This is a genomic window from Actinomadura barringtoniae, from assembly GCF_017573505.1.
GTDB lineage: Bacteria > Actinomycetota > Actinomycetes > Streptosporangiales > Streptosporangiaceae > Spirillospora > Spirillospora barringtoniae.
Genome location: NZ_JAGEOJ010000007.1, coordinates 348,685 through 361,825 on the forward strand (window position 1 = coordinate 348,685; position 13,141 = coordinate 361,825).

The 13,141-nt window shown below is 72.6% G+C and carries 9 protein-coding genes; 5 read left to right on the forward strand and 4 right to left on the reverse strand.

Features of this window, described 5'->3' with window-relative positions:
• Both J4573_RS19310 and J4573_RS19315 read right to left on the reverse strand, forming a co-directional pair.
• Window positions 1-2,508 carry a serine/threonine-protein kinase gene (locus J4573_RS19310; protein WP_208257126.1) on the reverse strand — a complete coding sequence of 836 codons (2,508 nt, stop codon included), beginning with the start codon at window positions 2,506-2,508 and terminating at the stop codon, window positions 1-3.
• Window positions 2,508-3,719 carry a hypothetical protein gene (locus tag J4573_RS19315; protein ID WP_243773227.1) on the reverse strand — a complete coding sequence of 404 codons (1,212 nt, stop codon included), beginning with the start codon at window positions 3,717-3,719 and terminating at the stop codon, window positions 2,508-2,510. Before J4573_RS19315 ends, J4573_RS19310 begins: the two co-directional genes overlap by 1 nt.
• Before the next feature lie 488 nt (window positions 3,720-4,207).
• Between J4573_RS19315 and J4573_RS19320 the strand changes: the two genes are divergently transcribed.
• From J4573_RS19320 to J4573_RS19335, 4 genes are all read left to right on the forward strand, one after another.
• Window positions 4,208-5,770, forward strand: coding sequence for a CNNM domain-containing protein (locus tag J4573_RS19320; RefSeq protein ID WP_307796711.1), 1,563 nt, complete (start codon window positions 4,208-4,210; stop codon window positions 5,768-5,770).
• The gene (locus J4573_RS19325; RefSeq protein ID WP_208257127.1) at window positions 5,758-6,774 is read left to right on the forward strand and encodes a hemolysin family protein; all 1,017 of its coding nucleotides are present in this window, start codon (window positions 5,758-5,760) and stop codon (window positions 6,772-6,774) included. The genes J4573_RS19320 and J4573_RS19325 overlap by 13 nt, the downstream gene beginning before the upstream one ends.
• Before the next feature lie 78 nt (window positions 6,775-6,852).
• Window positions 6,853-7,830: a cation diffusion facilitator family transporter gene (locus J4573_RS19330; protein ID WP_208257128.1), complete on the forward strand. Its 978-nt coding sequence runs from the start codon at window positions 6,853-6,855 to the stop codon at window positions 7,828-7,830.
• Between the two features lie 79 nt (window positions 7,831-7,909).
• The gene (locus J4573_RS19335; RefSeq protein WP_208257129.1) at window positions 7,910-10,768 is read left to right on the forward strand and encodes a hypothetical protein; all 2,859 of its coding nucleotides are present in this window, start codon (window positions 7,910-7,912) and stop codon (window positions 10,766-10,768) included.
• Window positions 10,769-10,842: 74 nt separating this feature from the next.
• Here the strand turns inward: J4573_RS19335 and J4573_RS19340 are convergent, their stop codons facing one another.
• Together J4573_RS19340 and J4573_RS19345 are read right to left on the reverse strand one after the other, a co-directional pair.
• Entirely contained in the window at window positions 10,843-11,223 is a 381-nt protein-coding gene (locus tag J4573_RS19340) for a phage holin family protein (RefSeq protein ID WP_208257130.1), read from the reverse strand.
• Window positions 11,224-11,775: 552 nt separating this feature from the next.
• Entirely contained in the window at window positions 11,776-12,240 is a 465-nt protein-coding gene (locus J4573_RS19345) for a hypothetical protein (protein ID WP_208257131.1), read from the reverse strand.
• A 192-nt stretch (window positions 12,241-12,432) separates the two neighbouring features.
• Here J4573_RS19345 and J4573_RS19350 point away from each other — a divergent pair, with 192 nt between their 5' ends.
• Window positions 12,433-13,098: an HAD family hydrolase gene (locus J4573_RS19350; RefSeq protein WP_208257132.1), complete on the forward strand. Its 666-nt coding sequence runs from the start codon at window positions 12,433-12,435 to the stop codon at window positions 13,096-13,098.
• Window positions 13,099-13,141: the final 43 nt, after the last annotated feature.

The following is a 13,141-nucleotide window of genomic DNA, read 5'->3' on the forward strand; positions in this document are numbered from 1 at the left end:
TCAGAACAGCGTCCTCGGTCGTACGGAGTTGGCCCGTTTCACCATCTCGTGGCGGTCGTCGGAACGGTCGGCGAGCCGGGCGAGGAGGCGGTAGGTCGCCTCCAGCTTGCGCCGGAGCGCGGTCTCGGTGACCGGAGCGCCGAGCAGCGAGACCTGAGGTGCCGCCGCGCCGGGTGGTGCCGTACGCACCCAGGCCAGCGCCGCCTCCAGGACCTCGGCGGCGAAGCGCGCGTAGCGTTCGGTGTCGAGCCTGAGCGTCTCCAGGCGCTGACCTGCCTCGACCAGCGCGTTCGCGTTCAGCTCGCCCGGACCTCGGCCTCGTACGACCGTCGCCACGGCGGCCAGTTGCGCGGCCAGGTAGTGGCTGGAGATCGGCGGCACGGAGTCGAGCACCTGCTCGGCGCCCGCCCGGTCACCCGCGGCGAGGCGCACTCGGACCAGCCCGAACGCGGCGCTCACGTAGGTCGGGTCGGTGCGCCAGACGATCTCGTAGGAGTGCGCGGCCGCCTCGGCGGCGCCACGGCACTCGTGCACGAAGGCGAGGGCGAGCTTGGGCGACATCTCCCCCGGCATGAGGTCGTACAGGTCGTCGAAGATCCGGATGGCCTCGTCGAAGCGGCGGCCGCGCAGGGCCGCGACGCCCCGGTACCAGTCGACACGCCAGTCGTCGGGGTGCTCGGCGGCGATGCCTTCGAGGAGGCGCGCGGCGTCGGACTGGTCGCCCAGCTCGATCCGTACGCGGGCCAGGGCGAGGCTGACCTCGACGGACGGGACGACCGGGTTGACCAGCGCGACGGCCAGGGCTCCGGGGTCGCGCGCGGTGAGCCCGGCCAGGAAGCCCGCCGCCGGGTCCGCGTCGTTCACCAGCGGAACGGGCAGAGCCGCGGCCGCCTCGGCCGGGTTCAGGGGAGCCAGGACCCGGGTCTTGCCGTTCGATGTTGCGCTGGAGGCGGGTCGTCCTGCGTTGAGGGGAGCGGGAGCGGGGTTTTGGGCGGGTGGGGTGGAGCCGTTGGGGGCGGGGTCGGAGGGCTCGGTGGCCACGTCGGTGATCTCGGTGCCGGCGGCGTAGCGCTCGGGGCCGAAGAGGGTCGACGGCGCGGGGCGGGGGAGCCCGTCCTCGGACGAGAGAACCTCGCGCAGGACACCGGTGAGCTGCTCGGCCATCTCCGGCGCGCTCTGGAAGCGCAGCGCGGGGTCGGGGTGGGTGGCGCGGCGCAGGAGGCGGTAGTACGACTCGTGCTGCTCCAGCAGCGGTACCTCAAGGCGCGGCGGGAGGCTGCGCAGGTGGCGGCCGGTGTAGCCGCGGAACGGGAAGCTCAGCACGGCGAGCGTACGGCCGACCGTGTAGAGGTCGGAGGTGACCGACGGGCCGCGGTCGGCGATCTCGGGGGCCTGGTAGCCGGGCGTTCCGAAGATCGGGCTGTTGGCGTCGAACGCGCGGCGGACGCCACCGAGGTCGATGAGCTTCAGCTGCTCCTCGGACTGGATGGCGTTGTCGGGCTTGAAGTCGCAGTAGAGCAGCCCCACGCCGTGCAGGTAGCCGAGGGCGCGCAGCACCTCCAGGCCGTACGCGATGACCTGGCCGAGGGGCAGCGAGCCTTCCTCGCCGGCCTCCTTGCGGCGCAGCAGGAGGATGTCCTTGAGCGACTGGCCGCCGACGTACTCCATGACGATGTAGCCGGTGCCGCCGTGCTGCACGAAGTTGTAGATCTTGACGATGTTGGGGTGCTCGACCTCGGCCAGGAACGCGCGTTCGGCGGTCGCGGCGGCGAGCGAGTCGGCGTCGCCGGTGTCCAGCAGGCCCTTCAGCACCACCCAGCGGTCGCTGACGTTGTGGTCGCGGGCCAGGTAGATCCAGCCGAGCCCGCCGTGCGCCAGGCAGCCCAGCACCTCGTACTGGCCGCCGATCAGCTCGCCCTTCTGGAGCTTGGGCGTGAACGAGAAGCGGTTGCCGCAGCTGCGGCAGAAGCCCTCCGTACGGCCGGGACGGCCCTCGCGGCTGCGGCCGACCGGCTCGTCGCAGCGGCTGCAGTAGCGGCGGTTCTCCGGCACCTCGGGCCGTTCCATGATCGCCGAGGCGGGGTCGCGGTAGGGCACGGGCGGGACGTCGACGAGCCCGGCGCCGAGCATGCCCCGGCGTGCGGCGCCGGTCGAGCCCGTTCCGTACGTTCGCCAGGAACCGCGCGAGGCGGTGCGGCCCGAGCCCGAGCTGCCGCCGGAAGGCTGCGAGCCCGCTGAGCCCGCCGATCCGCCCGTTCCCCCGGACTCAGGTGACGGGATCACCGAGCCTGCGGCCACCGAGTAGGGCTTGGCGGGAACGGCGGACGCGATCGTCGGCGGGGCCGGGTGCGGCACGCCCCCAGCGCCCGCGGCTCCGTTGGCGACGGAGGGCTGGACGGTGGTGGGCGGCGCGGGCTCGTGCGCGACGGGCGGGGCCATGCCGCAGAGATCGCAGAAGCCGTCCGCCTGGACGGTGCCCGTGCAGCCGGGCTGGGTGCATGGCGTCATCAAGCCCTCCGCGTCTCCTTCTCGCACGCCCTGAGCGCGCGCTGGTACTCCGCCACCGCGGCGGTGGCCCTGCGCAGATCGCAGGGCGCCGTCCACAGCAGCTCGCGAGCCTCCCCGTGGAGCCGGGTCAGCAGTTCGTCCTCGGCGAATCCGAGCCGTCCGGCCTTCGCCCGGTAAGCCTCCAGACGGCCGCGCAGCTCCCCTCTGCGGTCGAGCAGCCCGGTACTGAGACGCACGCTGTGGCCGGCCTGTTCCAGTGCCTGCGCGGCGGCGCGGTCGAGCTCCTCGGTGTGGCGGGCCAGCTCGGACCAGCGGCACTCCTCGCGGAGCGCGTCGAGCGCGGCGAGGCGTTCGCGCAGGGCGGTCCCCTGCGCGGGCGGCTCCGGCACGGTCGCGTTCTCGATCTTCACGAGCGCGGTCTCACGGGCATCGCGCGCCTCTCGTTCGACGGCCTCGACACGTTCAATCGTCGCCCGCAGACCGGCCGCGCGCTGGGGAAACCCGTCACGCAGGCCGGCCAGTTCGGCGAACTCGGCGCGCAGGCCGTCCAGGGCGGCGCGCACCCGGTCCAGGCGCGAGGTGTCGGGCCGGCCGTCGCGGACGAGCGACAGCGGGTCGGTGCGGACGAGCCGGCCGAGGGCGGTGAGCTCGCGGCCGAGCCGGTCGAGCTCGGGGTGCCGGACGTCATCGAGCGACTGGCCGATCCTGGCCGTCTCGCGCCAGCTCTCCTCCGCCGCCTCCAGCGGAACGAGCAGGGCGCTCCACGCGGCGTCGGCCGCCGCGATCACGTCGGCGGCCCTGTCGTACGCCGTGGACATCATGTCGACGGCCTCGTCGAGCGTCGCCCGTTCCTTGGCCGGGCCGAGCAGCGTCCGCTTCTCCAGCGGGACCTCGCCGCCGGGCAGCTCCACCGACGGACCCGTGAGCAACCAGGTGAGCCGGCGCAGCGCGTCATGATCGGCACGCCGTCCGATGCGTTCACGCTGCTGCGCCGCCGCGTCCAGGACCCGCTGGTAGGCGTCGAAGAGCCGCCACAGCAGGGCGATGCGCGTCTGCGCCTCGTCCCAGCGGCGCCAGGTGTCCCCGGCCAGGCGGGCGCCGTGCAGCAGCCGGTAACCGTGATGACTGTCGAGATCGAGAAGGGACGTGGAGATCCGCTGCTGCTCCTCGCGCAGCCCGACGAGGGCGTGGTCGACCCCTTCACGACTCATGGGCGCGGCCGCCGCCCCAGGCCCGCTCTCATTCACCTTGACCCCGCGTTCGGTGCCTTCCTTGCGTTTCCGTCCCCGTATCCCTGTAGACGTCCACCTGTCCCCGTAAGGCGTATAAGGCGCGTTTGGCGTCGTAAGGCGTCGTTGCCAGAGCGGCCTGGAAGCTCCGGCCACACCAGGTTCGGGCACACCCTTTCCGAATAGTGTGATCGGTGACACTTTTCTGGACAAGCGCCCGTTGTACGAGGATGAGGCCCCTGTTCCGAACGTGAAACGGAACCGCTACTGTGATTCGCCCTCCTCGCCCCGGAATGCCCCTTCGCGCTGGGTAGTTGAGGGGATCATCACGCCGCGTCTCCTTGTGCTGCGGGAACGACCTGGTGTGGGGTGACGTTTGCGCATAGTGAGACGCATCAGTGACGTCGAAACCGATCGAGAGGGAGTTGAGAGTCCGCAGTGTCGGACCCCAGTCATAGACCCGGTGCATCGTGCTGACCGCCGCACTCGGCGTCCTCGCCGTCCTGTTGCTGACGGCGGCCACCGGATACTTCGTCGCTCAGGAATTCGCGTTCGTCGCCGCCGACCGGCTGCGGCTCAAGCAGGCCGCCGAGCAGGGTGACCCCGGGGCCGCCCGGGCCCTCAAGGTCATCGGCCGCCTCTCGTTCATGCTCTCGGGCGCCCAGCTGGGCATCACGATGACGACCCTGGTCGTGGGCTTCATCGCCAAGCCCGCCCTCGCCGAGCTGATCGAGCCGCTGCTGGACCTGGCCCGCGTCCCGTCCGGCGCGGTCGACGCGATCGCGCTCGCCACCGGGTTCGTGCTGGCCACGCTGATCCAGATGCTGCTGGGCGAGCTGTTCCCCAAGAACCTCGCGCTCGCCCGTGCCGAGTCGCTGGCTCGCTGGCTGGCCCGGTCCACGCTGATCTACCTGACGGTCGCCGGGCCGCTGGTCCGGATGTTCGACCGTACGGCCGAACGCCTGCTGCGGCTGGTCGGCGTCGAGCCGGTCGAGGAGCTGCACAGCGGCGCCACGCTGGAGGAGCTCGCCGAGATCATCGGCCGTTCGCAGCGCGAGGGCCACCTGCCCGCCGACCTGTCCGGGCTGCTGGAACGCGCCCTGTCGTTCGGCGACCTCACCGCCGACGAGGTCATGGTCCCGCGCCCGCAGGTCGACGCCCTGCCCGCCGACGCGACCGTGGCCGAGCTGATCGAGCTGATCCGCGACACCGGCCACACCGCCTACCCCGTGTACGGCACCGAGGTCGACGACATCGTCGGCGTCGCCGGGGTGCGCGAGGTCGCCGACGACACTGTCGACCCCACGACCCCGATCGGCCGACTGGCCCGCCCGGCCCTGCTGGTCCCCGGCAGCCAGCCGCTGTACGGGGTGATCGAGCACATGCGCGACTCCGGCGAGGAGTTCGCGTGCGTGGTCGACGAGTACGGCGGCCTGGCCGGCATCCTCACCTTCGAGGACATCGCCGAGGAACTCGTCGGCGAGATCACCGACGAGACCGACGCCCGCGACGCCGCCCCGTGCACCGAGGCCGACGGCTCCTGGCTGGTCGACGCCGGCATGCGCATCGACGAGATCGCCCGCATGACCCGCCTCGACCTCCCCGAGAGCGACGCCTACGACACCCTCGGCGGCCTGGTCATGGCAGAGCTCCGCCGCCTTCCCTCCCCCGGCGACCGCGTCGTCGTGGACCTCGACGCCGACGCCGCCGCGGCCGGCCGGGTCGAGCTGGAGGTCGTCACCGTCGTCCGCCGCGTCGCCCACCAGGTCCGCCTGCGCCCCCTGACGAACGAGGAGCAACCCGTCCTCCCCGCCTGCGATCCCATCGAAGGCGCACCCGTCCCCATCGACGGCGCACCCGTCCCCGCCTCACCTGTGGGGATCGGGGCGACGGTCGCCGAGACGCTGCCTCCGGCTGTGCCGATCGCTTCGCCGCCGCCTGACTCGGCGGTGGCGCCGGGGCCGGTGACCGCGCTCAACGCCGCACCCCTGGTCTCCGAGGCCGATGGTCAGGAGGCGTCGTGGACCCGTTGACCTCGCTGCTGATCACCGTTCTGCTGCTGATCGGGAACGGGTTCTTCGTCGCCGCGGAGTTCGCGCTGGTGGCGGCCAACCGTCCCCAGCTCGAACGGACCGCGGCCCGTGGCAGCCGCGCCGCCGGGGCGGCCGTGTCCGGGATCCGGGAACTGTCCCTGATGCTGGCCGGCGCGCAGTTCGGCATCACCATGTGCTCGCTGGGCCTGGCCATCGTGACCGAGCCCGCGTTCGAGCACTTCATGGAGCCGCCCCTGCACGCCGTCGGCGTTCCGGAGGCGGGCACCAAGGCCATCGCGCTCGCCACCGCGCTGGCGGTCATCACGTTCCTCCACATGGTCGTGGGGGAGATGGCGCCCAAGTCGTGGGCGATCGCGCATCCCGAACGGTCCGCGATGATCCTCGCGCTGCCGTTCCGGGCGTTCGCGAAGGTCTCCCGCCCAGTTCTGGCGTTCCTGAACGGCACCACCAACGGCCTGCTGAGGCTCATAAGGGTCACCCCGCGCGACGAGCTCGACAGCCATGCCGACGCGCAGCGCCTCACCCACCTGCTGGGCGAGTCGCGGCGCCTCGGCCTCATCGACCGCCGCGACCACGAGCTGCTCGGCCGCGCGATCTCGGCCCGCGAGATCACCGTCGACCACCTGGTCGTTCCGGCGGCCCGCGTCACCGTCATCGACGCGGACGCCACGGCCGCGCAGGTCCGCCGTACCGCCAACGCGCGCGGCCACAGCCGCCTGGTCGTCCGCGACCCGGGCGGCGCGGTCGTCGGCATCGTGCACGTGCGCGCGGCCATCACGGCGCCGGACGCCACCCGCAGCGCCGCCGACCTGGCCACCCCGGCGCCCGCGCTCACGTCCGGCACCACCGTTCTGGACGCGGTCACCCGGCTCCGCCGCGACCGCGCCCAGCTGGCCGTGGTGACGGGTCCGAACGCCGAGTTCAGCGGGATCGTGACGCTCGACGACCTGCTCGCGGAGCTGCTCGCCACCAACCCCCACTAAATGCGGCCCTGTCGCGCCTGCGGCGGGTGCGTTGTTGTCGAGATGCTGCAATCCGATCTCTGAGTCATCGTTGGCTTTATGAGCGAGCACAAGCACCGGTTGACGCACCTACGACCGCACTCGCACGAGGCCGCGGACAAGGTCGACTCGGCGCTCGAATCGAGCACCGAAGGCATGCGGGCCCTGTGGATCTCGCTCGCCGGACTCGGGGCGACGACGCTCGTCCAGGCGGTCGTCGTCGCCCTCTCCGGCTCCGTCGCGCTCCTGGGCGACACCCTGCACAACGGCGCGGACGCGCTGACCGCCGTACCGCTCGGCATCGCGTTCATGCTCGCCAAACGCCCGCCGACCCGCCGCTACACCTACGGCTACGGCCGCGCCGAGGATCTGGCGGGCGTCGCCATCGTGCTGGCCATCGCCGCCTCCTCCCTGGCCGCCGGGTACGCGGCGATCCAGCGCCTGGCCGACCCGCAGCCGATCTCCCACCTCCCGGCCGTCGCCCTGGCGGCCCTGGTCGGCTTCGCGGGCAATGAACTGGTCGCCCGCTACCGCATCCGAGTAGGCCGCCGCATCGGCTCCGCCGCCCTGGTCGCCGACGGCCTCCACGCCCGTACCGACGGCTTCACCTCACTGGCCGTCCTCCTGGGCATCGCAGGTGTCGCGATCGGCTGGACATGGGCCGACCCCGTAGTCGGCCTCCTCATCACCGTCGCCATCCTGCTCGTCCTGCGCCAGGCGGCCCGCGAGGTCTGGCGCCGCCTCATGGACGCCGTCGACCCCGCCCTCGTTGACCAGGCCGAACACGCCCTCGCCCACACCGCCGGCGTCCTGGCCGTCGGCCGCGTACGCCTCCGCTGGATCGGCCACCGCCTCCGCGCCGAGTGCGACGTCGTCGTGGACCCCGCCACGACCGTCGTCGAGGCCCATAGGGTCGCGGTGGAGGCCGAACACAACCTGCTCCACGCCCTACCCCGCCTGACCGGCGCGATCGTCCACCCCGACCCCGAGGATCACGATGGCATCGATCACCACGCGATGCTCGCGGGCCACCGATGATCGAAAACCTGTGAGACGTTAGTCCGGAGCAGGAGGGGAACACTGCCCACGAGGCGATCACGAAACGGGGGAAGGCCACGTGCGAGAGCCGAACGAAGGCCGCCCGGAGCCCGGCAGCAACGGCACCTTCGAATGGCCGAAGGTCACCGACCCACCGACGTCCCCCGGCGAAGAGCCCACCCAGGCACTCCCCACCCTCCCCGAAGACCAAGAACCCCCCACCCCACCCGACCCAACCCCCGCACTCCCCGAGCCGGCAGGCACGGACGAGCCCGCTCCGCCCATGACCGTGCCGCCCGAGCCCGAACGCGGTCCCACCGGGACCGCGCCCGAGCCGCCGGCCGTGGGCGACGCCGCCTTGGACGCTGCCGTGCTCGAGTGGCAGGAGCCGCCCGGCCAAGGCGCGACCGAGCCCGCTGCCACGGATGAGCCCGCGTCGAGCTGGGGGCCGCGCACCCCTCAGCCCGCCCCGGCCGCCGGACTAGGCGAGTCTGTGGGTGAGCCTGCGGAAGCGCCTGAAGCCACGCCGAGTGAGGCGCCCGCCTCTGCGTCCGGCCAGTTCGTGGAAGAGCCTGTGACTCCGGCGGAAGGCGAGCCGCCGACGGCAGGTGACCTTGCGCCGAGCGGGGCGCTGCCCGGCGGGCACGCGGCGCCCGGCGGGCACGCGGCCGAGCCCGCTGCCACGGACGAGCCCGCGCCTGCGAGCGAATCCGAGCCGGAGACGGTGGGGGATTTCGCGGCGATGAGGGAGGGCGGGCTCGGCGAGGCTGAGCCACCGACCGTGGGGGACCTCGCGGTCGGCGAGGCTGCGGAGGGCGTGCCGGGTGAGGCGTCCGGGGCGGAGCCCGTTACGCCGGTGGAAGGCGTGCCGGTTGCGGATGAGTCGCCGACGGTGAGTGATCTGACTCCCCTGGGCGAGCCTGCGGTGTCGGCTGAGGAGCTGCGGGGGCTGGTCAGGGATGCGTACGGGCCGCTGACGGAGATCTACGAGCAGCTGGAGGTTCGGCTGCGGGAGCAGGACGGGCACGCGGTCGGCTGGGCTGGGCATCTGGAGGCGTTGCGGGCCCTGCGGGAGGAACGCGTCGCCGGGGATTGGGAGGAGCTCGCCCGGCTGCTGGTCGCGCCTGCTTCTGCCACGCGGGCGCAGGTGGTCACGGGTGAGGGGTTCGCGGAGGCCGTACGGGAGGCTGTCGCGGAGGCCGAGGGCCGGGTGCTGGTGTTCGCGCCGACGATGGAGCAGGTCGAGGAGGCCCTGGAGGCCTGCCCGGAGGCCTTCGCGGTACGGGTCGACCCCGTTCAGCCTGAGAGCGCGGCGGACGGACAGGCGCCGGAGGAGCTGGTGTCGGGGGCGCTGGCCAGGCCGGTCGGTGATGCGTGGCGTAAGGCGTGGCGGGCCGAGGCCAAGGAGTTCCAGCGCGAGATGTTGTGGCTGGAGCAGTGGCCCAGGGACGCCGGGACGCTCGCGACGCTGCGTACCGAGCATGAACGCGGGCAGACCCAGGCGGCGGCCGAGATCAACCAGCTGGAAGGCCAGGTCGAGGAGCTCCGGGCACAGATCAGCATTGCCGAGCAGGCGGTCGAGGAGGCCGAGGAAGAGCGCAAGCGCCTCGCCGAGGAGGAGAAGCCGCTCGCCAAGGCCGTTCAGGGGCCGCGTGCCGAAGCCGACCGGCTGCAGCAGTTGGCCGAACGGGCGGCGGTCGCGGCCCGGGAGGACACGCGTTCGGCGGACGTGGCGTACGCGAAGTGCGCAGAGATCGACCAGCAGGCCGGCCACGCCCAGGCCGAGCTGACCGCCGCGCAGCAGCGCGAGCAGTCCCTCACCGCCGACCTGGCGCGGGCGCGTGAGGATCTGCCTCGCGCCACCGAAGAGGCCGAACGGCTGGCGGCCGAGGCGGCGGAATCCGCGGCAGACGGGCACGCCCGCTATTACAGGCTCGTGTCAGCGGAATCGGCCCTGTCCGCGCAACGCCGCAAGCGGACGCTCACGCAGCGCCTGCACGTGGCCTCAGCGCCGCCGGAGCTGGAGCAGTTGCGGGCCGAGGTGAAGGCCCGTGCGCGCGAGGCGGACGAGGCCGCCGTACGTGCGCGCCAGTCCAATGAGGCCGCCGAGCAGGCCGAGATGCACCGGGCCGGGCTGGACGGGTTCGTGTCGGGCGGCGCAGCCCAGCTCACGGCGACGCGTGCGGCGCAGGAGAAGCTGACCGCCGATCTCACCCGCCTCGCGGCCGAACGCGAGACGGCCGACATGGAGCACCAGGAGCTGGCGCGGAGTGCGGCCGAGGCCGTCGACCTGGCCACCCAGGCGAGCACGCAGGCCCGGCACGCCGAGCAGCACGCCCGGCACGCCGAAGAACGCCTGGCCGCGGCCAAACAGGCGCATCAGGAGGCGTTGAGCGCGGCTGAGCAGGCCCGGCTGGAGTCGGTGGCCGCCATTGAACGCGTCCAGGCCGCGTCCGCCGAGCTTGAGCGGCTGCGCGCGGAGGCCGAGTCAGAACGTGCCGCGCGCGAGGCGGAGATCGAGGCCGCGACTCAAGCGGAGGCCCGTTCCCGCGATAACGTCCGGCAGATCTCCGGACTGGAGCCCTCGGCGGCCCCGCCGGACCTGCTCGCCTCCCACCAGAACCGCGCCATGCAGCAGATCGACCTGCTGTCCGGCTATCTGGAGTCGCCCGATCCGCTCGTTCCGGTGCGTGATCTGCTGGCCAGGGCGGACCTGATCTGCGGAACGCCCGTGGCGATCGCCGCCGCGCCGTTCGCGGACGTGGACTTCGAGGCGCTGGTCGTACTGGACGCCGGGCGCCTGACCGACGCCGACTTCCTCATCGGCGCCGTACGGGCGCGCGACTGGCTGCTGATCGGCGACCCCGGCCACCGCCCGCCCGCGTACACCGACGAGCGGCTGATGAACGGTCCGTTCGTACGGGCACTGGGCCCATGACGGGCCTATGACGGCCGACGAGGCCCGGGCGGGGAGGATCGCGCCGGGCCTCGTACGGGTCTTTGCGTCGGGCGTCAGTCGTCGTCGTCGCTGTCGAGCACCAGGCTGAGAACCCAGCCCACGAGCCCGACGACGATGGCGCCCCAGAAGGCGGGCCAGAACCCGTCCACGTGGAAGGGGAGCTCGAGCCGCTCGGCCAGATTGCTGGTGAGCAGCAGCAGGAGGGCGTTCACCACCAGCCCGATCAACCCCAGCGTGAGCACGTAGAACGCGCACCCCAGGGTCTTCACGATGGGCTTGATGATGGCGTTGATCAGGCCGAAGATCACCGCCACGCCGACCAGCGTCAGCGCGCGCTTGGCCCCGGTCTGACCGGAGACCGTGATCCCGTGGATCAGCGCGGTGGCCGCCCACAAGGCCACGGCGGTGATGCCTATCTTGAGGAGTATCCGCACACCACGATCATGGTGTGCCCCTATGCCCCCCGCCATCCCCCTGCGCGGCGATATCGCCCCGCCCCCAACTCATCTCCAAGAACCATCCCCCACCAAGCCCACGGAGGACCCGCCCCCCATTCCCCCAGGCCAGAGGCCTGGAGCGGGGAGACCCGGGCGACGAAGATCCGCACGGCGGGCGGGCCGGAGCGGCAGACAGCCCTGGGCTGGGGCGCGAATTGAGGGCGCGGGCGACCCCAGGCGGGGCGCCTGGGGCAGAGGGGCGCCCAGATCGGTGAGCGGCCGAGGGGAGACGGGCGGCTCGGAAATGGGCGGCCCCGAAGGGCAGTCGGCCTGGGTCGGCCGGCGCCCGGGGCAGCTGGGCTGGGACGGTCGGGCCGGGGTGGCTGGCCGGGGCTGCGGGTGCCCGGCGCGGGAGCGGCCCGGGCGACAGGGTGCGTGGGCGGACGCGGCCCGGGCGACAGGGTGCCGGGGCGGACGCGGCCCGGGCGACAGGGTGCCGGGGCGGACGCGGCCCGAGCGACGGGGTGCCGCGGCGGAACGGGCGGGTGGCTAGTCGGCGCGGTCGAAGAAGGTGGAGGCCGCGGAGATCTGGGAGCGGGAGCCGGAACGGGCGGGAGCGGCGGCGGGGGCCGGGGCGGGTGCGGGAGCAGGGGCCTGACGGGCGGGGCCGGGGCGGGCCGCCGAGCCGCCGGCCTGGCGGAAGCGGGCGAGTTCGCGCTGGAGCTGGCGCTTCTCCATCTCCAGGGTGGTGAGCGACTCCTCGTGCTCCTCGCGCAGGTAGCGGAGGTCGCGGCGGGTGCGCATCATGCGGCCCATGCCGGCGAACGTGACCATGAGGCCGAGCATGAAGACGACGGCAAGGCCGGCGCCCGCGAAGAACACCTGCCACTGGCTCGTGATGCCGGGTATGGATTCTCCGTAGACGGTCAGATCCGCGCTTCCAGCGTTCTCCATGGCAACGCCGACACCGGCGCCGACGGCCGCCACGACCAGGACGAGTCCAAGGAACACCATGCCAAGTCTCCTCTCCAGAAACTCCGGAGGCAGGGGTTGGAGCGCCTCCACCTTGCCAGAGAGATGGCCCGTTATGCCTCTTTTGTCGGATAACAGCTGGTCAGGGCGGGGTATGAGGGATCTGTGGGGTCCAAGTGACGGGGTTCCGGCGGGCCCGACCGGGTACTGATCACAGCCGGAGGAGGGAGAACCATGTCCGTGAGAGCCGTCGTGTTCGACCTGGACGGGGTGCTGATCGACTCCGAACCGGTATGGGAGGAGGTGCGCCGCGCCTTCGTCGCCGACCACGGCGGGCAGTGGCGCCCCGACACCCAGGACCGGCTGATGGGCATGAGCACCGAGGAGTGGGCCGATTACCTCGGCAGCGACCTGATCGGCGACCTGAGCACCGAGTACGTGGCGTACGAGGTGATCGACCGCATGAGCCGCCGCTACGCCGAGGAGCTGCCGCTGATGCCCGGCGCGACCGAGGCGGTACGGCGGATGGCCGAGGACTGGTCCCTCGGGCTGAGCAGTTCGTCGCCGCGCGCCCTCATCGACCTGGTGCTCGGCCGGATCGGGGTGGCGAGCCTCTTCAAGGCCACCGTGTCGACCGAGGAGGTCGACCGTGGCAAGCCCGAGCCCGACGGCTATCTCGCCGTGGCCAGGCAGCTCGAGGTGCCGCCGGAGCTCTGCGCCGCGATCGAGGACTCCAGCAATGGCCTGCGTTCCGCATCGGCAGCGGGCATGCGCGTGATCGCCGTCCCGCACCCCCGCTATCCGCCCGCCTCCGACGCGCTGGCCCTGGCCGCCTACGTGGCGACCAGCCTGGACGACGTCACCCCCGCCGTAATCTCCGGCCTGGACGCGCCCGTCTAACCACCTGACCTGGACGCCTTCGCCGAACGGGTCGGCCGTACTG